Annotated in this window: 21 protein-coding genes; 16 read left to right on the top strand and 5 right to left on the bottom strand. The window is 40.0% G+C overall.

Going from position 1 to position 21,799, the window contains the following annotated elements; all coding sequences use genetic code 11:
* Nucleotides 1-95: 95 nt before the first annotated feature.
* Entirely contained in the window at nucleotides 96-296 is a 201-nt protein-coding gene (locus ACFW35_RS03150) for a cold-shock protein (protein ID WP_066292711.1), read from the bottom strand.
* Between the two features lie 390 nt (nucleotides 297-686).
* On the opposite strand from ACFW35_RS03150, the gene moaA reads away from it, so the two are divergent.
* From moaA to ACFW35_RS03215, 13 genes are all read left to right on the top strand, one after another.
* On the top strand, nucleotides 687-1,703 hold the full coding sequence (gene moaA, locus ACFW35_RS03155) for a GTP 3',8-cyclase MoaA (RefSeq protein ID WP_379843732.1): 1,017 nt from the start codon (nucleotides 687-689) through the stop codon (nucleotides 1,701-1,703).
* A gap of 105 nt (nucleotides 1,704-1,808) precedes the next feature.
* Nucleotides 1,809-2,663 carry a VOC family protein gene (locus ACFW35_RS03160; protein ID WP_379843734.1) on the top strand — a complete coding sequence of 285 codons (855 nt, stop codon included), beginning with the start codon at nucleotides 1,809-1,811 and terminating at the stop codon, nucleotides 2,661-2,663.
* Nucleotides 2,664-2,747: 84 nt separating this feature from the next.
* The gene (locus tag ACFW35_RS03165; RefSeq protein ID WP_379843735.1) at nucleotides 2,748-3,422 is read left to right on the top strand and encodes a TVP38/TMEM64 family protein; all 675 of its coding nucleotides are present in this window, start codon (nucleotides 2,748-2,750) and stop codon (nucleotides 3,420-3,422) included.
* Nucleotides 3,423-3,686: 264 nt separating this feature from the next.
* Nucleotides 3,687-4,229, top strand: a complete 543-nt coding sequence (locus tag ACFW35_RS03170; protein ID WP_379843737.1) for a peroxiredoxin — start codon at nucleotides 3,687-3,689, stop codon at nucleotides 4,227-4,229.
* Nucleotides 4,230-4,288: 59 nt separating this feature from the next.
* Nucleotides 4,289-4,738: a TlpA family protein disulfide reductase gene (locus ACFW35_RS03175; protein WP_379843739.1), complete on the top strand. Its 450-nt coding sequence runs from the start codon at nucleotides 4,289-4,291 to the stop codon at nucleotides 4,736-4,738.
* 11 nt (nucleotides 4,739-4,749) lie between these two features.
* Entirely contained in the window at nucleotides 4,750-5,184 is a 435-nt protein-coding gene (locus ACFW35_RS03180) for a Dps family protein (protein WP_379843740.1), read from the top strand.
* Between the two features lie 132 nt (nucleotides 5,185-5,316).
* A complete protein-coding gene (locus ACFW35_RS03185; protein ID WP_379843742.1) occupies nucleotides 5,317-6,303 on the top strand; it encodes a TAXI family TRAP transporter solute-binding subunit in 987 nt (328 codons plus the stop codon).
* Nucleotides 6,304-6,374: 71 nt separating this feature from the next.
* Nucleotides 6,375-6,857 (top strand): DUF1850 domain-containing protein, encoded by a 483-nt coding sequence (locus ACFW35_RS03190; protein WP_379843743.1) that lies wholly within the window; start codon nucleotides 6,375-6,377, stop codon nucleotides 6,855-6,857.
* A gap of 52 nt (nucleotides 6,858-6,909) precedes the next feature.
* The gene (locus ACFW35_RS03195) at nucleotides 6,910-8,835 is read left to right on the top strand and encodes a TRAP transporter permease (RefSeq protein WP_379847363.1); all 1,926 of its coding nucleotides are present in this window, start codon (nucleotides 6,910-6,912) and stop codon (nucleotides 8,833-8,835) included.
* Nucleotides 8,836-8,984: 149 nt separating this feature from the next.
* Nucleotides 8,985-10,604: an ABC-F family ATP-binding cassette domain-containing protein gene (locus ACFW35_RS03200; RefSeq protein ID WP_379843745.1), complete on the top strand. Its 1,620-nt coding sequence runs from the start codon at nucleotides 8,985-8,987 to the stop codon at nucleotides 10,602-10,604.
* A gap of 71 nt (nucleotides 10,605-10,675) precedes the next feature.
* Nucleotides 10,676-10,999 carry an MGMT family protein gene (locus ACFW35_RS03205; protein ID WP_379843746.1) on the top strand — a complete coding sequence of 108 codons (324 nt, stop codon included), beginning with the start codon at nucleotides 10,676-10,678 and terminating at the stop codon, nucleotides 10,997-10,999.
* 372 nt (nucleotides 11,000-11,371) lie between these two features.
* Nucleotides 11,372-11,731 (top strand): GNAT family N-acetyltransferase, encoded by a 360-nt coding sequence (locus ACFW35_RS03210; protein ID WP_379843748.1) that lies wholly within the window; start codon nucleotides 11,372-11,374, stop codon nucleotides 11,729-11,731.
* A 141-nt stretch (nucleotides 11,732-11,872) separates the two neighbouring features.
* A complete protein-coding gene (locus ACFW35_RS03215) occupies nucleotides 11,873-13,264 on the top strand; it encodes a DUF2254 domain-containing protein (protein ID WP_379843749.1) in 1,392 nt (463 codons plus the stop codon).
* Between the two features lie 27 nt (nucleotides 13,265-13,291).
* Here the strand turns inward: ACFW35_RS03215 and ACFW35_RS03220 are convergent, their stop codons facing one another.
* Both ACFW35_RS03220 and ACFW35_RS03225 read right to left on the bottom strand, forming a co-directional pair.
* On the bottom strand, nucleotides 13,292-14,086 hold the full coding sequence (locus tag ACFW35_RS03220; RefSeq protein ID WP_379843751.1) for a serine/threonine protein kinase: 795 nt from the start codon (nucleotides 14,084-14,086) through the stop codon (nucleotides 13,292-13,294).
* 23 nt (nucleotides 14,087-14,109) lie between these two features.
* Complete coding sequence (locus tag ACFW35_RS03225; protein ID WP_379835829.1) at nucleotides 14,110-14,295, bottom strand: hypothetical protein; 186 nt, start codon at nucleotides 14,293-14,295, stop codon at nucleotides 14,110-14,112.
* Between the two features lie 241 nt (nucleotides 14,296-14,536).
* On the opposite strand from ACFW35_RS03225, the gene ACFW35_RS03230 reads away from it, so the two are divergent.
* Nucleotides 14,537-14,767: a DUF2198 family protein gene (locus ACFW35_RS03230; protein ID WP_379843752.1), complete on the top strand. Its 231-nt coding sequence runs from the start codon at nucleotides 14,537-14,539 to the stop codon at nucleotides 14,765-14,767.
* A 221-nt stretch (nucleotides 14,768-14,988) separates the two neighbouring features.
* Here ACFW35_RS03230 and ACFW35_RS03235 read toward each other — a convergent pair whose 3' ends face one another.
* Together ACFW35_RS03235 and ACFW35_RS03240 are read right to left on the bottom strand one after the other, a co-directional pair.
* Entirely contained in the window at nucleotides 14,989-15,348 is a 360-nt protein-coding gene (locus tag ACFW35_RS03235) for a VOC family protein (protein ID WP_379843754.1), read from the bottom strand.
* Between the two features lie 316 nt (nucleotides 15,349-15,664).
* Complete coding sequence (locus ACFW35_RS03240; RefSeq protein ID WP_379843755.1) at nucleotides 15,665-16,540, bottom strand: sulfite exporter TauE/SafE family protein; 876 nt, start codon at nucleotides 16,538-16,540, stop codon at nucleotides 15,665-15,667.
* Between the two features lie 257 nt (nucleotides 16,541-16,797).
* Between ACFW35_RS03240 and uvrB the strand changes: the two genes are divergently transcribed.
* A complete protein-coding gene (gene uvrB, locus ACFW35_RS03245; protein WP_379847365.1) occupies nucleotides 16,798-18,774 on the top strand; it encodes an excinuclease ABC subunit UvrB in 1,977 nt (658 codons plus the stop codon).
* A 6-nt stretch (nucleotides 18,775-18,780) separates the two neighbouring features.
* Nucleotides 18,781-21,654 (top strand): excinuclease ABC subunit UvrA, encoded by a 2,874-nt coding sequence (gene uvrA / locus ACFW35_RS03250; protein WP_379843757.1) that lies wholly within the window; start codon nucleotides 18,781-18,783, stop codon nucleotides 21,652-21,654.
* Nucleotides 21,655-21,799: the final 145 nt, after the last annotated feature.

Below are 21,799 nucleotides of genomic sequence, written 5' to 3' on the forward strand. Positions count from 1 at the left end.
AAGTATGAAATAATTAGAAAAGTTGTCGATATATAAAAAAAGAGGCAAAAAAAAACAGGCCTCTAAGAAAGAGTCCTGTTTATCTATTTAGGCAATTACGCCTTGCGTACGTTAGTAGCTTGAGGTCCGCGTTGACCTTGTTCAACTTCAAAAGTTACGTCTTGACCTTCGTCTAATGACTTGAAACCTTCTGATTGGATAGCTGAGAAATGTACGAATACGTCGTCTCCACCTTCGCGCTCGATGAATCCGAAACCTTTTTCTGCGTTAAACCATTTAACTTTACCTTGTTCCATGTTTGTTGCCTCCTGTCGTGCCAATCCGCACAATAATACTATCCTTGCTCAAAAATATCAAGATAATCGTTTACCTGTTACAATCGAACAAAAATAATTCTTCCTAATCGTAACACTTTCATCTTCAATACACAAGAGGAAGTGGCAACTGATTATTTCCACTTTACACATCATGCTCTAAAAACACCGGCGGATCAAGGAAATAGCTATTAAATTTTATAAAAATTTGGTAAAAATGATGCATATAAATTGTCAAACAATAGGTAAATAGTAATTAAGAACTAAAGGCTTATATTAAGATGTAGATGTGTTTGGAAAATGCCTTTTTGGTTTTAACTTCCTTTTATTCGTGGTACATTTAGAAAAATACTAAAATAATGGCGTGATGTTATGGATAGAAAGAAAGTTGTTGACCAATGGCAGCGTCCTCTTCGCGATTTGCGGATATCGGTAACCGATCAATGTAATTTTCGCTGTACGTACTGTATGCCTAAAGAAATTTTCGGAACGGATTATCCATTCTTAACGAATGAGGAGTTATTATCTTTTGATGAGATCGTACGGATAGCCACTCAATTTGCGCGTTCAGGCGTTGAGAAAATCCGTATTACAGGCGGTGAACCTTTATTGCGTAAAGGATTACCCGAACTTTTAAAAAGGCTTCGTTCTATTGAAGGAATAAAAGATATTGCATTAACAACAAATGGCGTGCTGCTGCCTTTGCTTGCAGCTGAAATTAAAGCAGCAGGAATGGACCGAGTCACCGTAAGCCTTGATACGCTCGATGATCAGCTTTTCGGAAGTATTAATGGACGGGGAGTCGGGGTCCAGCCTATTTTAAAAGGAATAGAAGCTGCCCATCAAGCTGGTCTTCAAGTGAAAATTAACATGATGGTAAAAAAAGGAGTAAATGATAAGGAGATACTGCCGATGGCTCGTTACTTTAAGAATACTCCTTATGTGCTTCGTTTCATAGAATATATGGATGTTGGAACATCAAACGGATGGAACTGGGATGATGTTGTTTCTAAGGATCAAATCTTGAAGTTAATCGGCGATGAACTTCCTCTTGAACCAGTTTCTGGCCATTATTATGGTGAAGTAGCAAAAAGATATCAATACAAAGACGGCACAGGTGAGATCGGTATCATTTCTTCTATTAGTGATACATTTTGTTCTACATGCACAAGGGCCCGTCTTTCCGCAGATGGAAAAGTGTATACTTGTTTATTTGCTTCTAGCGGTACTGATTTTAAACACTTTATCCGTCATGGGGCTTCCGATCAGGAGATTTATGAGCGAATTTTAAACACATGGAGTAACAGAAAAGATCGTTATTCAGATGAAAGAAGAGAACAGAATGCTGAAGAACGAAAAAAAATAGAGATGTCATATATCGGGGGCTGATGAAAATCAGCTCCTTTTTATTTTGCGCTTGAAGTTTGTTAATAACTATTTTATAATAACTTACATAAAGTAATTAATATATTTTATTGAAAGAAGGTTTATATAATGAATCCTATTCATAAAGATACACATATCGGCAATGTAACACTCAAGGTAAAAGACCTGGAGAAACTTATTAGGTTTTATACAGAGACCATTGGATTAAAAGTACTCACTAGATCCGATTCTGCTGCACAGTTAACAGCTGACGGAATTAAGCCGCTACTGACCTTAGAAGGCAATCCAAAGCTTGAACAGCGTCCGGTTCGCAGTGCGGGCTTATACCATTTAGCAATGCTTGTACCCACAAGAGCAGATCTTGCGAATGTTCTTCAGCATTTTATAAAAACAGATACCCGTCTTGCTGGAGCATCCGACCATAAATTCAGTGAAGCCATTTACCTGCAGGATCCTGAAAACAACGGGATAGAAGTTTATCGAGATGTGGATCGGAACAATTGGGTTCGCGATGAAAAAGGAAATTTGCCTGCAGTGAGCGAACCTTTAGATGTACATGGTTTATTAGATGAGGCTGATAACAAAATATGGAATGGTCTAGCTGAAAAGACAGTGATGGGGCATGTGCATTTAAACGTGACAAACATTCCTGAAGCAGAAGAGTTCTATGTGAATGTGCTCGGTTTTGAAGAACAAACAAGAATGGCCAATCATGCTTTATTCATCTCTGCGGGAGGATATCACCACCATATTGCATTAAACATTTGGAACGGCCCGAATGCTATTCCTTCACCTATAGATGCTGCGGGTCTTCTGCATTATGAAATCGTTGTGCCGAATGCTGAGGTACTCGAGACTTTAAAACAGTCGCTGCAGCAGCACAATATATCGTTCATAGCTGAATCTAACGGCATTTTTGTGAAAGATCCAGCTGGAAATGGCATTGTTATTAAAAATAGTTAGGAAAGTTTGTTATATAAAGTAAATATAAGGGAATAGTTCATAAACTGATCTTTTTTAAAATTTGTCAGTAAAGAAGGGGTCTTTATGAAGAAAAACACTTGGGTGAAGTTAACAGTCTTTTTTGCTGCTGTTGTTCTTTTGTTCGCACTCAACCATTTTGTTTTCAAACTTACCCCTATGTCTTTACGTGACTGGGTGTTGTCCTTTGGCATGGTCGCACCTATTATGTATGTTTTGATTAATGTACTTCGTCCTTTTACACTTTTTCCAATATCGGTTCTATCCCTAGCTGGCGGACTTGCTTTTGGGGCGATTTGGGGAACAGTTTATACTGTTTTTAGTGCAACACTTGGTGCAGTCATATCTTTTTATCTTGCCAAACATTTGGGTGCCCGCTGGCTGAAAAAAACAACGGATGCTCCATCCAGGATTGAAAAATGGCAGAAACAATTAAAAGAAAAAGGTTTTTTTTATATTTTCCTCCTCAGGATCATTCCAATTTTAAACTTTGATCTTGTAAGTTATGTAGCAGGAATTTCCCGATTAAAGCTTGGGTCCTATGTTTTTGCAACCATGCTCGGGGTGCTGCCAGGAACACTGGCATATAACCTGCTGGGGGATAGTTTTATAAAAGGAAATGGAACAGTTATCGCGATCGCCGTTTGTCTGGTTATTTTGGCAGCCTGTATTCCATTCCTAATGAAAAATAAAAGCCTGATATCAGGGCAGATTCATACTCAAAAAGAAGATAACGCGTAAACCTTGCTTAAATGAAGCAAGGTTTTTTTGTAGTGATTTTTTAAGAGTGCACTCGTTTGTTTATCGTTTTTTTTCGTGGGATTTACAATGAATGTGGTATCTCAATCATAAAAAGGAGAGTTTGAGCACAATACTTGTTCCTTATTAATAATTATTATAAATTAGTATTGACTTCAAAAAAACAATAAGTATAATTAAAATTGTTGATGAAAACATGATAATGAAATTCATTATCATTTAAAGATAAAAGGAGTGGAATAAATTATGGCAGAAAGAATGGTAGGCAAACAGGCACCTCGTTTTGAAATGGAAGCGATCATGCAAAACAAAGAAACGAAAAAAGTAAGTTTAGAAGAGAACATGAAAAACGGAAAATGGACAGTTCTTTTCTTCTATCCGATGGACTTTACCTTTGTATGTCCGACAGAAATCATTGCATTGTCTGATAGATACGATGAATTCGAGGACTTGGATGCTGAAGTGATCGGAGTTTCAACGGATACGGTTCATACGCATCTGGCATGGATCAACACTAAACGTGAAGATAACGGACTTGGTGAGCTGAACTATCCGCTTGCTGCAGATACAAACCACCAAGTTTCCCGTGACTACGGTGTCTTAATTGAAGAAGAGGGAGTCGCATTGCGTGGGTTGTTCATTATTAACCCTGAAGGCGAAATGATGTACCAGGTTGTTTTCCATAACAACATCGGACGAGATGCCGACGAAACATTGCGTGTCTTACAAGCATTGCAAACCGGTGGTCTATGCCCGGCTAACTGGAAGCCAGGTCAAAAGACACTATAATCTTAGAAAAAAACAAAGAAAACATTAAACAACTGTTTAACAAATGGAGGTTATAAGAGATGAAATTACGTGAACAAATGCCTGAATTAGATGGTGCTACAGCATGGTTGAACGATGAAGTGAAAAAAGAAGATCTTGTGGGAGAAAAAGCAACACTGATCCATTTTTGGTCAGTAAGCTGCGGGCTTTGTAAAGAGGCAATGCCTGATGTGAACGAGTTTCGTGACGAGTATGAAGATGATTTAAACGTGGTAGCCGTTCATATGCCTCGTTCTGAAAACGATCTGGATATGGGTGTAATCGAACAGATGGCAATGGGTCATGATATTTCACAGCCGATCTATGTGGACAGTGAACACAAGCTGACTGATGCTTTTGAAAACAAATATGTTCCGGCTTATTATGTTTTCGATAAAGAAGGTAAACTGCGTCATTTCCAAGCAGGCGGAAGCGGAATGGACATGCTTCGCAAACGCTTGAACCGTGTTTTAAACGAAGAAGCAAAATAGGAGGGTCTTTTATGAATTCCATTCAAGATGTATTGAACAAACAGGTTGCAAACTGGAACGTGCTTTTTGTAAAACTGCATAACTATCATTGGTATGTAAAGGGTCCTCATTTCTTTACCCTTCATGAAAAATTTGAGGAACTGTACAATGAAGCAGCAACGAACATTGATGAACTTGCTGAACGATTGCTTGTTCTAAAAGGTACACCTGTAGCATCCATGAAAGAATATTTAGAGATGGCTACAGTTAAAGAAGCAAAAGGCGGAGAATCAGCGGAAGAGATGGTTCATAACGTAATAAATGATTTTGAGCTATTGATTTCTGAGATTAAAGAGGGAATGGAAGTAACTGAGCGCGAAGGCGATGAAGTTACCCATGACATGCTGCTTTCCGTTCGTGAAAGCCTGGCGAAACACAACTGGATGCTCCGTGCATTCATAAGTTAACACCAACAGGGTGACTTCGGTCGCCCTCTTTTTTTGTTTAATACTATCAAAAAATTTTAATTATTCTGCAATTTTATCCAACGGTATGCTAAACTATAAAAAAGTAATTAAATTCCATTAAGGAGGAAAAACATGAAAAAGGGGATCGCGTTATTTTTCGTACTGATTCTTGCTTTCTCATTGGCCGCTTGCGGACAAAAGATTGAAACTCCATCTGAAAAAGAGGAATCAGGTGAAAGTCCTGCTTTAAATCTTGATCGACTCAGTATTGTGACAGGTGGAACGGGCGGTACATACTATCCACTCGGTGGAGAGATGGCAAAAATTATCGGTGATGAGTTAGACGTAGAAGCGAACTCACAAGCATCGGGTGCTTCAGTTGAAAACATGCAGCTAATACAAGATGGAGATGCTGATATAGCATTTACACAGACAGATATCGCTAGTTACGCAGCTGAAGGTAAGGAGATGTTTAAGGAGAAAGTAGATCAAATCGCAGGTATTGGTACTTTGTATCCTGAGACAATTCAAATTGTTACGCTTAAAGACAGCGGCATTAAAAGTGTTGAAGATTTAAAAGGGAAAAAGGTTTCAGTAGGGGCGCCAGGAAGCGGAACATTCGCTAACGCAGAACAAATTTTGAAAATTCATGGCATGACGATGGAAGATATTACAGCTCAGCATCTTTCATTTGATGAGTCTGCTGAAGGGATTCAGGATGGAAACATTCAAGCTGCTTTTATTACTGCAGGTACACCAACAGGGGCTGTTGATGCATTATCGGCTACGAAGCCAGTAACTATCGTACCGATCGCTGACGATAAGATTAAAGAGCTTATTGATACATATCCTTACTATATTGAGGATACTGTGAAAAGCGGCACATATAAATTAGAGGCAGATGTGAAAACAGTAGCTGTTCTATCTATGCTGACTGTTCGTAAAGACATGGAAGAAGACGCAGTGTATCAGATCACAAAAGCTATCTTTGAAAACACAGATAAGATTAGTCACGCTAAAGGAGAACTGATTTCTGCTGAAAAAGCTGTAGAGGGTATGGGGATTGATTTCCATCCAGGAGCTGAAAAGTATTTTAAAGAAAAAGGAATCTTAAAATAAGAGGTGTAATCATGGACTAAGGAATTATCTTTAGTCCATGTATTCTTATGAAGCGCATAATAGGAGTTTTTTTGATCGTAAGTGTCTTCGCTGCCGCAAGTCTGTATCCTGCCTTTTTAGGTTTGATTATAGAAGATGGTGAGACAGGGGAACGGTTAGCTTTTATGGATGTAAAGCCTGAAGAAGAATTTAGTATCAAATACATACACTCGATTCATCGAACGCCAGTACTGGAAACTTATCATACGAATGAAGAAGGAATGATTATTCAGACTGAAATGCGTTTTGAGGAATTTGGAGTAGGGATGCCTTCTGGGGCGACAGGAACTGAGGTCTTCACACAAAAAGATGGGACTTATATCTTGTCCAACATGAACCGGACTTTTCCTTTACTAGATATTCGAACCGGACAAATCATCGCCAATCACACACTCCTGTATGATGGACATGAGTATCCCTTCTCTAGCTTTAGTGAAAAAGGATCTTGGGTTCGAATAAAGACAGAGAAGGTAAATGTATGGCAATGGTTGATTGGAGGGAAAAAACTTGGATAACAAAAATCAAATACAACGTGAGCAAATATCAGATCAAGCAGTACAGGAACTGATGGAAAAGTATGATCCTGAAGCAGGTTTCAGGAAATTAAAAGGTGCACTTTATTGGATTACACTGATTGGTCTTGTTGCTTTTTCTTTATTCCAGCTATATACAGCAATTTTCGGCGTATTGCCCGCACAGCTGCAACGGACAATTCATTTAGGTTTTGCTCTTACTCTGATCTTTTTATTATTTCCAGCATCTAAAAAGAAAAAAGAGAAAAAGCCGCTATTTCAGGTGGCTTGGTATGACATGATTCTCGCTGTTTTATCCATAGCAGTAGGATCATATTGGTACATATTTATGGACGATCTCGTTATGAGGATTGGAAGACTAACCACGCAAGATTTTATTATTGGTCTAATCGCTATCCTTCTTGTTTTGGAAGCAACAAGACGTGTTGTAGGACTTCCGATTACAATCATTGCTAGCCTGTTCTTGCTTTACGCGTATCTCGGGCCTTATATGCCGGGGTTCTTAGAGCATAAAGGATTAAGCATTGAGCGTATTATAAGAACTATGTTTTTTACAACAGAGGGTATTCTAGGTACTCCTCTGGCTGTTTCGTCAACATATATCTTCTTGTTCCTCTTGTTTGGAGCGTTTCTCGTTAAAACAGGAGTTGGGGAGTATTTTAATGATTTATCAATCGTGATTGCAGGAAGACGTGTAGGCGGACCTGCTAAGGTTGCCATTTTCTCCAGTGCCCTTCAAGGTACAATAAGTGGAAGCTCAGTTGCTAACGTTGTAACATCAGGTGCTTTTACGATCCCAATGATGAAACGTCTAGGTTATGATAAAAACTTTGCAGGTGCTGTTGAAGCTGCTTCTTCTACAGGTGGCCAGATCATGCCTCCGGTTATGGGTGCGGCAGCGTTCCTCATGGTTGAATTCATTGGTGGCGGCATTACGTATTGGGATATCGCCAAAGCTGCTGCTATCCCTGCTATTCTTTATTTCGCGGGAATCTGGATCATGACCCACTTTGAAGCAAAACGAATTGGTCTTAGAGGACTTTCACGAGAAGAGATGCCTGAGACAAAAAGAGTCATCAAACAAATTTACTTATTGATACCGATCTTTGTCGTTATTTTTCTGTTAATGAGCGGGATGAGTGTAACGAAAGCGGCTCTATGGTCTATCGTAAGTGCGATTGCCGTTGGTATGTTCAATAAGCAAACTCGCATGGGACCGAAGCTCTTTGTTGAAGCATTAGCCGATGGTGCCAGAACGGCTCTTGGCGTTGCTGCAGCTACAGCAGCTGCTGGTATGATCGTCGGTGTTGTAACGGTTACAGGTGTCGGCCTTAAAATGGCGAATGGCTTGCTTGAACTTTCAGGCGGTTATTTAATTCCAACGTTGATTTTAACAATGATCGCGTCCCTCGTACTAGGTATGGGATCACCAACAACAGCAAACTATGTAATCACATCTACAATTGCAGCACCAGCCATTCTATTATTTGGTGTTCCGGATCTTTCGGCGCACATGTTCGTGTTCTATTTTGGGATAATCGCTGATATTACACCTCCAGTAGCACTGGCAGCTTTTGCTGCAGCTGGTGTATCAGGAGGGGAACCGATACGAACAGGAATCATTTCGTCTAAGCTTGCCATTGCTGCGTTTATTATTCCGTACATCTTCGTTATCTCACCTCAGCTTATGCTGATCGATACGACGTGGACGGAAGCTGTTTGGGTTATTTCAACTGCTTTTGTAGGAATGATCGCAATCGGTGCGGGTATGATCGGTTATTGGATGCGTCCTCTTCATTTGCTGGAAAGAGCAGCAGCTGTAATTATTGGTTTCTTGCTGATTTATCCAGAGGGTATATACAGTGCGATCGGACTAGCGGCATTTGCTCTTATGCTGGGGAGCCAATACTGGTTGTTGAAAAAAGACAACACACAAGCACCATCTTCACCAGCGGTATAATGATTTAAGCTCAAAGGCTTCGGCATTTGGGCTTTTTTCATGCAATGAAGTTTAAAAAATTCACAGCGGGTACAAGATTGTAAAGTTGAATGCCGTTCATTTATGATACAATCATTGGGAATGTGTTTTTTACAAAGGAGAGAACCTAAATGATTACAGTAACTAACGTTGGTCTTCGCTACGGCGACCGCAAGCTGTTTGAAGACGTTAATATAAAGTTCACGCCAGGAAACTGCTATGGTTTGATCGGTGCGAACGGTGCGGGGAAATCAACTTTCTTGAAAATTTTATCGGGTGAGATCGAGGCGCAAACAGGTGACGTTCACATGACACCAGGCGAGCGGTTAGCGGTTTTGAAACAGAACCACTTTGAGTATGAAGATCAAGAGGTTATGCAGACTGTTATTATGGGGCATGCACGCCTTTATGAAGTGATGCAGGAGAAGGATGCAATCTACATGAAAGCTGATTTCTCTGACGAAGACGGAATTCGTGCAGCTGAGCTTGAAGGTGAATTTGCTGAGCTTAACGGTTGGGAAGCTGAATCGGAAGCCGCTATCCTTTTAAAAGGACTAGGTATTAAAGAAGATCTTCACACGAAGAAACTAGCGGAACTTACAGGTTCTGAGAAAGTTAAAGTTTTATTAGCGCAAGCTCTTTTCGGAAAACCTGACGTTCTACTGCTGGATGAGCCGACAAACAACTTGGACCTTCAGGCGATTCAATGGCTTGAAGAGTTCCTTATCAACTTCGATAACACAGTAATCGTTGTATCCCATGACCGTCATTTCCTAAACAAAGTTTGTACGCACATGGCTGACCTTGATTTCGGAAAAATTACAATCTATGTCGGAAACTACGATTTCTGGTACGAGTCTTCTCAGCTTGCTCTTAAAATGGCACAAGACCAAAACAAGAAGAAGGAAGAGAAGATTAAAGAATTGCAGGCGTTCGTTGCCCGTTTTAGTGCAAATGCATCTAAATCGAAGCAAGCAACATCTCGTAAAAAGCTTCTTGATAAAATCTCTCTTGATGATATCAGGCCTTCTTCCCGTAAATATCCTTACGTACATTTTGGCATCAACCGTGAGATCGGAAACGACCTTCTTCGAGTAGAAGGGATTTCGAAGACGATTGACGGCGTAAAAGTGCTTGATAACGTAAGCTTTGTAATGAACAAAGAAGACAAGATTGCTTTTGTTGGTAAAGAAGAAATTGCGATTTCAACATTGTTCAAAATTTTAATGGGTGAGATGGAAGCGGACAGCGGCACATACAAGTGGGGTGTAACGACTTCACAGGCATTCTTCCCGCGCGATAACTCCAAATATTTTGATGGCAACGAGCCAACACTAGTTGAGTGGCTGCGTCAATATTCTCCAGAAGACCAAACGGAAAGCTTCCTTCGCGGATTCCTTGGCAGAATGCTGTTCTCTGGCGAGGAAGTAATGAAGAAGCCATCTGTATTGTCAGGTGGAGAGAAAGTTCGCTGTATGCTTTCTAAGATGATGCTAAGCGGATCGAACGTATTGATTCTTGATGACCCAACGAACCACTTGGATCTTGAATCCATCACAGCGTTAAACAACGGTTTAATCAGCTACAAAGGTTCATTGATGTTTACATCCCATGACCATCAGTTCGTTCAAACGATCGCGAACCGCATCATTGAAATCACACCAAAAGGAATCATCGATAAAGAAATGCCTTATGATGAGTACTTGGCGAACGAAGACTTGAAAAAGCAGCGTCAAACAATGTATCAATAATAGTATGGGAAAGGAGTGTTAAGTCTGAAGAAGATTTGGCACTCCTTTTTTATGTTCTAGGAGGATGAAGTGTGGAGCGTTTTACCGAAGCGGTGATCAACATCATAAAAAGCATACCGCCTGGAAAAGTAATGTCGTATGGCCAGATCGCAAAGGCAGCCGGAAGCCCTCGAGGAGCAAGGCAGGTTGTCCGTATTCTGCATTCGATGAGTGGAAAATACAACTTGCCATGGCATAGAGTAATAAATTCAAAAGGTGAAATCGGAATTCAGGATGAGGAACTGTTTTTTACTCAAAAATCATTATTGGAAGACGAGGGACTGCAATTTAAAGGAAAAAGAACAATCGATATGGAAAAATACAGATACCATCCAGATGGTGATGAGTATCTATAAAAAAGGCTGTTTTCTAATCAGTGTTGTTTTTTGAAAGCGATTGATCTCCGTTTCAGGATGCTCGCTTTCCGCGGGGCGTGTGGTGAGCCCCTGTGAAGATATGAAGTGCTGCTCCTGCGTCTACAAGAAAATCCTGATGATGCGAGCTTCCTCGTCGCATGCCTTACGAGAAAAATACTCAGGTAGCTGGCACGCTGATCCCGCAGGAGTCCCGCACCTTATACTCCAATCAATTTGCAAATGAGGTCAATCACAAAAATGCCCTAGAAGCAACAATCCTTTAGAAAAGAGTCTTAAAAAAACTTTTATGACTTCTCGGAGTTTGTTGAAGCGTACGTTGGAAACAACGGATTGTATGATGAGTATACTTATTTGAACAACTATTGGGAAGAAAAAGAGAGATTTCCTTATCTGATCGAAAAAGAGGGAAAAATCGCTGGTTTTATATTAGTAAGGGAAGTTCAAGAGGAAGATAAGCGTTACTGGTCAATAGCGGAATTTTTTATTATGAAAAAATTCCGTCTTATCGGGTTAGGAAAATATGCGGCACATCAAGTATTTCAAATACATAAAGGGAATTGGGAAGTTTTCCAGATTGAGAGTAACAAACCTGCTCAGGCTTTTTGGAGAAAAGTGATCAAAGATTATACAGAAGGGCAGTTTGCAGAGAGGACGGAAGAGGGGAAAGTAATCCAAGCGTTCTGCAGTAAACGATATACATTTTTGGAGTGATTCTTTAAAAGAATCGCTCTTTATTTTTGCAGTAAAACGATCGAGGAAGTTTTACTTTTTATAATTAGGGCAAAATATGATAGGAATCAGTTTGGCTGCTGAATGGTTATTATTCTTTTTGAGTCATGAGAGGATGTACACATGTTTAGGATGAATCTGCTTGATAATTATCTAAAGAAATATACAAAAATGTCTGAGAGGGAACTATCTCATACTGTTCAATCTAATATGTGGTTTACTCCCGTGCTTTATGTTATCTTTTCTTCTCTATTAGTGAGTGTTACACTAACCACTGATCTAAAGTACGATTTAGGAGATCAGATGCGCCCTTTTTTTGCGGTAGATTATGATCTAACACGAAATCTAGTGGGAACACTTACAGCTGCGATTTTAACGCTGACTACCTTTACCTTTAACTTGATTCTAGTTGTTTTTACAACATTTTCTGGCCAGTTTTCACCTCGAATGCTCAAAAATTTTATTGCAAGTAAGTCAACACAGCGCGTGCTGGGCATATTTACATCAAGTTTTATCTATATGTTATTGAGTTTTCTATTTTTGAATAAAAGAATGGCGGAATATTATTTTGCTGTTCCTTTGCTTGCGGCAATCATTGCTGCATTTTCAATGGGAACGTTTATCTTTTTTATTAATCATGCAGTCGCCTGGCTGCAAGTAAACCAGATGACTTACGATATGAAAAAAGAAGCGTTATCCATTGTGAAAAATACGTTAGAGGATGAAGTTGATCCTTATAAAGTAAACGATCTAAGCACGGTTAACAGTGATATCTGTGAGAATAAGGGTAATTCGATATCGGCTGGAAAATCTGGCTTCATTCAGCTGGTAGACTTTATTTCTATTATTAAAGAAGCTGAAAAAGATGATATTGTGATCCAGTTGGAATACACGATTGGCAGTTATGTGTTTGCTTCAACACCAATTATCACGTATTGGAAAAATGGTGAAAATGAAGTTGATGAACAAAAGTATATGTCTCTTATCAGTATTGGAAGAAGGCAGACAGAAGTTCAAGATATAGAATTCAGCATCAATAAACTGGTTGAAGTCGCGATAAGATCTCTTGGGAATTATGATCCAAAAACTGCAACAACCGCCATCTACCAGCTTGGAGAAGTGCTTGCTTCGATATCCCGGAATTCGATATTCTCAAAGTATTTAGTGGATAAAAACAATAATTTGCGAGTAGTTTTACAAGAAAGAGACTTTAGTCATTATTTATATAATGCGTTTGGCTATATCAGGCATTATGCAAAAGATAATGTCATTGTGTGCACCGAAATACTGAAAGTGCTGGATCTGATGGCGAAATCGCTTAATAAGCGTGATTATAATGCGGTATGGGAATTTGGTGTGTTCACAGCAAAAGGATTTGAAGATCTCTTCTTGTTTACATTAGACTATCAGCAATTCCACCATGCCCTGAAAAACTTAGCTGTTACGACAAAACATGAAAAAGAGTTTGAAGAATTCTTGGAAATAGAAAAACAAAATAAATTCAAGTCCACATGAAAAAAGCCCGGAAGTTTTTCCGGGCTTTTATATTTGGTTTAATGCGAATCGAGCTTCCGCAACAGAATGAAAAGGCTCGTCTAACTGCAGCATTTTGCGAAGTGCGGCCTTGAATGAATGTGAAATCGTTAATTCCTCTTCCCAGCTCTTTTCCTTCTTTATTTGAGGTTCATAAGAAGAATAGAGGAGAAACAAGGCAAAATGGCCGAGCGCAAAAAGATCGCTTTTCACGGTGACTGCCCGCATTCGCAGTTTTTCGGGATGGTCATCAGGATCTGACGTTTCTTTATCTGATAAAAAACAAGCCAGTCCAAAATCAATGATGTGCAGCGTTCCATTTCGCTGAATGATATTAGGTATTCGAAGATCACGATGTATGATGTCTTTTTCGTGAAAGGACTCAATAATGTTTAAAAGCTCCAGTAAAATGGCTATGGTTTCTCTTTCATTGTACGTGTGCTGATCTCGAAAAATCAGATCCTCAAAAGTGTCTCCCTGTATCCATTCCATAGTGATAAATAAACCTAAATCATTTTGGAATTCATCTAGAAGCTTTGGAATTTGAGAATGGTTGATTACTTTAAGGATTTCAGACTCTCGCTGGAAAGACCGGAGTCCGCTTTCGGTTTTTGCCTTAGTTTTTCGAAGCTGCTTCAGAACAACGGTAGTTTTTGTTAAGCTATCATGTGCTAAATAAGTAATTCCGTAACTCCCCATTCCTAGCAATTCGTTAATGCGGTAACGTTCCTGAATGAGGAGACCAGGTTTAAGAGGTCTATCAAATAATGTTCTTTGAAGACCCTTTAAGAGTTCATTGATCATCAGGAATTTTCAGCTAAAGAAGATCAGCTGCTGAAAAAGCTGCTTCTTTTTTTCTTCTTGTAATGCTTATGGCCATACCCGCCATAATGCTTCTTTCCAAAGTCACTGCTGCTGTACTTTTTATAGCTTTTCTTGTGCTTGTATCCAGAGCTGCTGTATTTTTTATAGCTTTTGTGACCCAATAACGATTTTAGTAATTTCTTTAACATATCAATCATCTCCTTAAAGATACATTGTTAATCATATTCGAACTTTGTATACATTATCCTACTGTACGTCCATCTAAACAGAAAGTTTCGTTGGGAAATGGGGTCTGGCCCCAAACAATTTATTTCCCATAACAATTTCCTTGTTTTTGTATAGGGAGTTTGGTTAAATTTAGAGAGGTATAGATGAACGTTTACTAAAGTTGGGTTTTTGAACGTTCAGATGAGAGGGGTCAATTGTTTCATGTTGGAGTATGTTTTCGCGGCTCTGTTTCCAGTGTTCTTGCTGCTGTTATTTAACAGAGTGTTATTTTCAAAGTTTCTGCCATTAGGGATTACCATTTTAATTTTAATTTTCGGGTTAGATGGTTTACATCAGCCGCTGCCGCTCCAAATCATTGCTGGAATTTCTACAATTATAGGCTTTTTTCTTGGGTTGAAAATCTATAAAAAACAAAAGAGAAAAGTAAAATAGAAAAAGACGTCACCTTTATGAGTAAGTAGTTTGGATACTGTGGAGAAAATGTTAAATATCAGTAAAAATAACATACTAAAGCACAGTAGAATTAGCACAGTAAATAACAATTGAAATCGCACAAAAAAACGCTTGAATTGTCTTAAATTGACACAAGCGTTTTTCATTTAGTCTTAATGTTTTATTAAAGTCCTTGTTACTTTCAAAAATCTTCTATCAAATTACTTTCCGATTAAAACAAAAACATTGTCATCGGGAGCTTTCATTACTGCAACGTGTCCACCTAAAGAATTAGGAAAAGGAGTGCGTATCCACTGTACTTCTGTATTAGATTTTAACGTTTCGTAAGCCATCCTAACATCTTCAACAACAATTTCTGTTTCAGCAAAATTCAAATTAGGATTATTCTTTAATACTAGCTCTGAATTACCATCAGGAAATCTCATTCCAACAAGAGTCCATTGTTTTTCCTCGTCTTGATAAGTTTCCCAAGCCTTAGTTAAACCTAACGATTGATAAAAATTTACCGACTTTTCAATGTCCGTAGTATAAATTGCAAGACAATCTATTCTTTTCCACATAAATTTCTTCCACCTCTATCATTTAAGAACCTCTATTTCTTTATATACATACATATTTTAACATAAAATCACAATTATCCTATTTGAACATAAGAATTAACATACTAAATAGCAAACCTTTTAGCATATTATTACTTCAAATGACAATAACTATTGTCAATATGATAACTAGAGTGCGATTTACTATGCGATATCATAATTAAACCTAGATAAAGCCTGTTATAAAAAGAAAAGCAGACCAAATTCGCTATGCTATTTGGTCTGCTAATTCCTATGTTATCTCATATGTTTCTCCACAAAAACTGAACTGCTTACTTTATGAGGTAGACGTCTTTCTTTTTGTATGCGAGATCGTTTCTTTTAAGAAGAGAATTAGAAGTGTTAAGACATAGATCGTGATTACTCCTAGACCCGCTTTATCAAAATTGAAAAGCTTTAATACAACAGAAGTTAAAATCGTGATGTATAGAGCTCCTAAATATTTTTGAATTTGTTCGTTTGAATAAATCGTTGTCAGTTTTGCTCCCAGCTGAGTGCCCACTAATGCTCCCACGATTAACAGGATGCCGAGTTTGTAGTCGAGCTGAATGGATGCCGCGTACGTTAAGAAACCAGCCGTTACGATTAAGAAAACGCTGACCAAGCTTGTACCGACTGCTTTTCTGGATGAGAAGTTCATCATTGAGATCAGTAAGGGCACCATTACAAAGCCTCCGCCAACACCAAGAGTCGTAGAAATAAAGCCTCCGGTAAATCCAATGAAAACGGCCTTCACCAAAGAAAAAGAAATTTGCCGTTCACCTGATTCAGTACTTTTGTTGTGTTTTGATTGTTTATAAAGCAGGGAAAGTGCAAAGTATGCAAGAAGCAAAATATAGAAAACCGGGATGATAGTATCGTCATAACCCATTTTCTCAAGCCATACTACAAGCGGATGGGCTACCTGAGTCGCTAGTACACCAACAAAACCAATAACAGCAGCAGTTTTCCAGATAATATTCTTATATCGCAAGTGGGCAGCAACGCCTGACACGCTCGTTCCGATCGAATACATCAAACTCGTTCCAATCGCAGAGAGTGGAGGAATCCCAAACAAAATAAGAACCGGCGTCAGAATAAAGCCTCCGCCAATGCCGAAAAATCCTGAGAAAATACCAATGCACAATCCAAGTAATATATAGAAAAATTCCAATTAAAAGCATCTCCTTTTGGGGACACACCTGCTACAATTTCCCCGAAACCGTTGATACAGCTAGCGGGAAATGGGGTCAGACCCCAAACAATTTATTTCCCAACAAGCGGCTGCCTTTAAGTATACCACTATGAATTCCTTCCAGAAACTTCTGCGAATATTTGTTCGTAATTATTAGGTTTTTGGATCGGTGCTGTGCTATAATTTGAGTAACCAGAAATTAGGAACGGAGGTTCGGTTTTGTGAGTCAAAGTCAAATGTTTGAAATCAAATCTGATTATCAGCCACAAGGGGATCAGCCCGCAGCGATCAAACACCTTGTGAACAATATTAATGCAGGAAAAAAGAGCATGACATTGCTTGGTGCGACAGGAACAGGGAAGACGTTTACCGTGTCGAATGTCATTCAGGAAGTGAACAAACCGACGCTTGTTATCGCTCATAATAAAACATTAGCCGGCCAGCTTTACAGTGAGCTGAAGGAGTTTTTTCCTAATAATGCGGTTGAATATTTTGTATCATACTACGATTACTATCAGCCTGAAGCATACATCGCTCATTCAGACACATACATCGAAAAAGATGCCAGCATCAACGATGAGATCGATAAACTTCGCCACTCCGCAACCTCTTCTCTTTTTGAAAGAAAAGACGTTATTATTGTTGCCAGTGTTTCTTGTATCTACGGTCTAGGTTCTCCAGACGAATACCGTGACATGGTAATCTCGCTCAGAGAAGGAATGGAAAAAGACCGTGATCAGCTTTTACGTGATTTAGTCGATATTCAGTACAATCGAAACGATATCAATTTCACTCGTGGTACCTTCCGTGTTCGCGGTGATGTTGTGGAAATCTTCCCGGCTTCGCGTGACGAACATTGCTTACGTGTGGAGTTTTTTGGTGATGAGATCGACAGAATTACAGAAGTAGATGCGCTTACAGGTGAAATTTTAGGCGAACGTAACCATGTTGCTATTTTCCCGGCATCCCACTTCGTAACCCGCGAAGAAAAGATGAAGCTTGCGATCAAACGAATCGAAGCTGAACTTGAGGACCGGCTTAAAGAGCTTAATGAAGCAGGGAAACTGCTGGAAGCACAGAGACTGGAACAGCGTACCCGCTACGATCTTGAAATGATGGCTGAAATGGGATTCTGTTCGGGTATCGAGAATTATTCTGTTCACTTAACTCTTCGTCCTTTAGGATCTACTCCTTATACATTGCTGGACTATTTTCCGGACGATTCTTTAATTGTTATCGACGAGTCGCATGTTACACTTCCGCAGATTCGTGGAATGTTTAATGGAGACCAGGCGAGAAAAAGTGTTCTGGTTGATCATGGCTTCCGTCTGCCTTCAGCAAAAGACAACCGTCCTTTAACCTTTGATGAATTTGAAAGATATACGAAGTTTCAGCACATCTATGTATCAGCAACACCAGGTCCTTACGAGCTTGAACATGCACCAGACCCTGTTGAGCAGATTATTCGTCCGACGGGACTGCTTGATCCTACATTAGAAGTACGTCCGATCAAAGGGCAGATTGACGACTTGCTCGGCGAGATTAACGAGAGAGTTGCTCAAAATGAAAGAGTGCTAGTTACAACGTTAACGAAAAAAATGTCTGAGGATCTGACCGACTACTTCGTAGAACTCGGAATAAAAGTCCGCTATCTTCACTCAGAAATCAAAACACTGGAGCGGATTCAGATCATACGTGACCTTCGGCTTGGAGTATTTGATGTTCTTGTTGGGATCAACCTTTTGAGAGAAGGACTCGATATTCCTGAAGTATCACTTGTTGCTATTTTAGATGCAGATAAAGAAGGATTTCTGCGTTCAGAGCGTTCGCTTATTCAGACGATCGGACGTGCTGCCCGTAACTCAAACGGACACGTTATCATGTATGGAGATAAAATTACGAAATCCATGCAGATTGCGATCGATGAAACACAGCGCCGACGACAAAAACAGATGGAACATAATGAAAAGCACGGCATAACTCCGACTACGATTAAGAAAGAAGTTCGTGACGTCATTCGTGCTACACAAGCAGCTGAAGATACAGAAACCTATACAGGTGCACAAGCTCCTAAGCAAAAGATGAACAAGAAAGATCGCGAAGCCTTTATCGAGCGTATGGAAAAAGAGATGAAGGATGCCGCCAAGAACCTTCAGTTCGAACGTGCAGCAGAGCTTCGTGACCTCATACTTGAGTTGAAAGCGGAAGGATGATAGCAGTTGGCAACCAATCAAAACATAATTGTTAAGGGTGCAAGAGCCCATAATTTAAAGAATATAGATATTACGATCCCGCGTGATAAGCTGGTAGTTTTAACCGGCTTATCCGGTTCGGGGAAATCTTCTCTGGCTTTCGATACGATCTATGCAGAAGGTCAGCGCCGATACGTTGAATCTCTATCTGCGTATGCGCGTCAGTTCCTTGGACAGATGGACAAGCCGGATGTTGATTCTATAGAAGGTCTATCACCGGCTATCTCGATCGATCAGAAGACAACAAGCCGCAATCCGCGTTCAACGGTTGGAACGGTTACTGAAATCTATGATTACCTGCGTCTTTTATTTGCACGTATCGGACGTCCTGTTTGTCCTGTTCATCATGTAGAGATTACATCTCAAACGATTGAACAAATGGTAGACCGTATTTTAGAATATCCCGAACGAACGAAGCTGCAAATTTTATCACCAGTTGTTTCTGGTCGAAAAGGCGAGCATGTTAAAGCCTTAGAAGATATTAAAAAACAAGGATATGTCCGCGTTCGTGTAGATGGAGAAATGCGGGAAGTCTCAGAAGAAATCAAACTCGAAAAAAATAAAAAGCACTCTATTGAAATCGTTATTGACCGGATCGTAGTTAAAGAGGGAATCGCAACTCGTTTAGCAGACTCTCTTGAAGCTGCCTTAAATCTTGGAGGCGGAAGTGTAGTGGTTGATGTGATGGGAGAAGAAGAACTTTTATTCTCTCAAAATCATGCATGTCCTCATTGCGGATTTTCTATCGGTGAACTCGAACCCCGCTTGTTCTCGTTTAACAGTCCGTTCGGGGCTTGTTCATCTTGTGACGGTTTAGGAGTTAAGCTTGAAGTGGATCCTGAACTGGTGATTCCAGATTGGAACCGTTCATTACGTGAAAATGCAATTGCACCATGGGAACCGATCAGTTCGCAATATTATCCTCAGCTTTTAGAGAGTATCTGTAACCATTTCGGTATTGATATGGATGTGCCAGTCGAAAAACTGCCAAAAGATCAGATGGATAAAATATTAAACGGAAGCAAGGAATATCTTACTTTCCGATATAAAAACGACTTTGGACAAGTCCGTAAAAATGAAATTCAGTTTGAAGGAGTACTAGGGAATATTCAGCGCCGTTACAGAGAGACAAGCTCTGATTACATCCGTGAGCAGATGGAAGGATACATGGCACAAAAACCGTGTCCGACATGTAAAGGTCACCGTCTGAAAAAAGAAGCACTTTCCGTATTAATTAACGGAAGACATATTGGAGAAACAACTTCTCTCTCGATTACGGAGGCAAAAGAATTTTTCGATAACCTTGACCTGACAGAAAAAGAGCAAGCCATTGCAAAGTTGATTTTACGAGAAATCGTGGATCGCTCAGGTTTCCTAATTAACGTTGGACTCGACTACCTTACGCTCAGCCGTTCAGCTGGTACTTTGTCAGGCGGGGAAGCACAGCGTATTCGTCTTGCTACACAGGTTGGTTCTCGTTTGATGGGCGTTCTCTATATTCTTGATGAGCCTTCAATCGGTCTTCATCAGCGTGATAACGACAGGCTGATCCGCACACTTGAAGAAATGCGTTCGCTTGGAAACACACTTATCGTAGTTGAGCATGATGAAGATACGATGCTTGCCGCGGATTACATCATTGATATCGGTCCTGGTGCGGGTGCTCACGGCGGTGTGATCACTTCACAAGGAACACCGCAGGAGATTATGGAAGACCCTGAATCACTTACGGGTCAGTATCTGTCTGGCAAAAAGTTTATCCCTCTTCCGAAGAAAAGACGTAAACCGGATGGCCGTTATATCGAGGTGAAGGGTGCGACAGAAAACAACCTGAAAAATGTCTCTGCTAAAATCCCACTAGGCTTGTTCACTGGCGTTACAGGTGTTTCTGGTTCTGGAAAAAGTACACTAGTAAATGAGATCCTGCATAAAGCGCTAGCACAAAAACTTCACCGTGCAAAAGACAAACCTGGTGCACACAAGTCGATCAAGGGTCTGGAGCATATCGATAAAGTTATTGATATTGATCAGTCACCGATCGGACGTACACCACGTTCAAATCCAGCAACTTACACAGGCGTTTTTGACGATATTCGTGATGTCTTTGCTTCAACAAACGAAGCAAAAGTGCGCGGATACAAAAAAGGCCGTTTCTCCTTCAACGTAAAAGGAGGTCGTTGTGAAGCTTGCCGCGGAGACGGAATCATTAAAATCGAGATGCACTTTTTACCGGATGTTTATGTACCGTGCGAAGTGTGTCATGGAAAGCGATATAACCGCGAAACACTTGAAGTGAAGTATAAAGGGAAAAACATTGCAGACATTCTTGATATGACCGTTGAGGATTCAGTAGAGTTCTTTGCGAATATCCCTAAGATTAAACGCAAGCTTCAAACCATACTTGATGTAGGACTTGGCTACATCAAACTTGGTCAGTCAGCAACAACATTATCAGGCGGGGAAGCGCAGCGTGTAAAACTAGCTTCTCAGCTGCATAAACGATCCACTGGGAAAACGATCTACATTCTCGATGAACCTACAACTGGACTGCATGTAGATGATATTTCACGTTTGCTCGTTGTCCTGCAGCGTCTCGTTGATAACGGTGATTCTGTTTTAGTCATTGAGCATAACCTTGATGTCATCAAACAGTGTGATCACTTAATCGACCTAGGACCTGAAGGCGGGGACAATGGAGGCGTGATCGTTGGAGCAGGAACGCCTGAAGAACTGGCTGAGGTTGAAGAATCCCACACCGGCCGCTATCTTGCACCAATCTTAAAAAGAGATAAGAAGCGTATGACAGGTAAAATCAAAGAAAAAGAAAAGTTAGCTAAATAACACTGAAGAGATCAAATCATAAATATAGATGGTTTGATCTCTTTTTGATTAAGCTTTTGCGTAAACTTTGTTGTTTTTGGGAGTTGTTGATTTCCGTTCCAGGTTGCTCGCTTTCCGCGGGGCAGGCGGTGAGCCACATTCGAAC

Origin of the sequence: Fictibacillus sp. NPDC058756 (assembly GCF_042746035.1) — a bacterium.
Lineage (GTDB): Bacteria > Bacillota > Bacilli > Bacillales > Fictibacillaceae > Fictibacillus.

Coding starts and splice junctions, on each gene's coding strand:
- ACFW35_RS03150 (WP_066292711.1), bottom strand. CDS start 296: ATGGAACAAGGTAAAGTTAAATGGTTTAACGCAGAAAAAGGTTTCGGA.
- moaA (WP_379843732.1), top strand. CDS start 687: ATGGATAGAAAGAAAGTTGTTGACCAATGGCAGCGTCCTCTTCGCGAT.
- ACFW35_RS03160 (WP_379843734.1), top strand. CDS start 1,809: ATGAATCCTATTCATAAAGATACACATATCGGCAATGTAACACTCAAG.
- ACFW35_RS03165 (WP_379843735.1), top strand. CDS start 2,748: ATGAAGAAAAACACTTGGGTGAAGTTAACAGTCTTTTTTGCTGCTGTT.
- ACFW35_RS03170 (WP_379843737.1), top strand. CDS start 3,687: ATGGCAGAAAGAATGGTAGGCAAACAGGCACCTCGTTTTGAAATGGAA.
- ACFW35_RS03175 (WP_379843739.1), top strand. CDS start 4,289: ATGAAATTACGTGAACAAATGCCTGAATTAGATGGTGCTACAGCATGG.
- ACFW35_RS03180 (WP_379843740.1), top strand. CDS start 4,750: ATGAATTCCATTCAAGATGTATTGAACAAACAGGTTGCAAACTGGAAC.
- ACFW35_RS03185 (WP_379843742.1), top strand. CDS start 5,317: ATGAAAAAGGGGATCGCGTTATTTTTCGTACTGATTCTTGCTTTCTCA.
- ACFW35_RS03195 (WP_379847363.1), top strand. CDS start 6,910: ATGGAAAAGTATGATCCTGAAGCAGGTTTCAGGAAATTAAAAGGTGCA.
- ACFW35_RS03200 (WP_379843745.1), top strand. CDS start 8,985: ATGATTACAGTAACTAACGTTGGTCTTCGCTACGGCGACCGCAAGCTG.
- ACFW35_RS03215 (WP_379843749.1), top strand. CDS start 11,873: ATGTTTAGGATGAATCTGCTTGATAATTATCTAAAGAAATATACAAAA.
- ACFW35_RS03220 (WP_379843751.1), bottom strand. CDS start 14,086: ATGATCAATGAACTCTTAAAGGGTCTTCAAAGAACATTATTTGATAGA.
- ACFW35_RS03225 (WP_379835829.1), bottom strand. CDS start 14,295: ATGTTAAAGAAATTACTAAAATCGTTATTGGGTCACAAAAGCTATAAA.
- ACFW35_RS03230 (WP_379843752.1), top strand. CDS start 14,537: ATGTTGGAGTATGTTTTCGCGGCTCTGTTTCCAGTGTTCTTGCTGCTG.
- ACFW35_RS03235 (WP_379843754.1), bottom strand. CDS start 15,348: ATGTGGAAAAGAATAGATTGTCTTGCAATTTATACTACGGACATTGAA.
- uvrB (WP_379847365.1), top strand. CDS start 16,798: ATGTTTGAAATCAAATCTGATTATCAGCCACAAGGGGATCAGCCCGCA.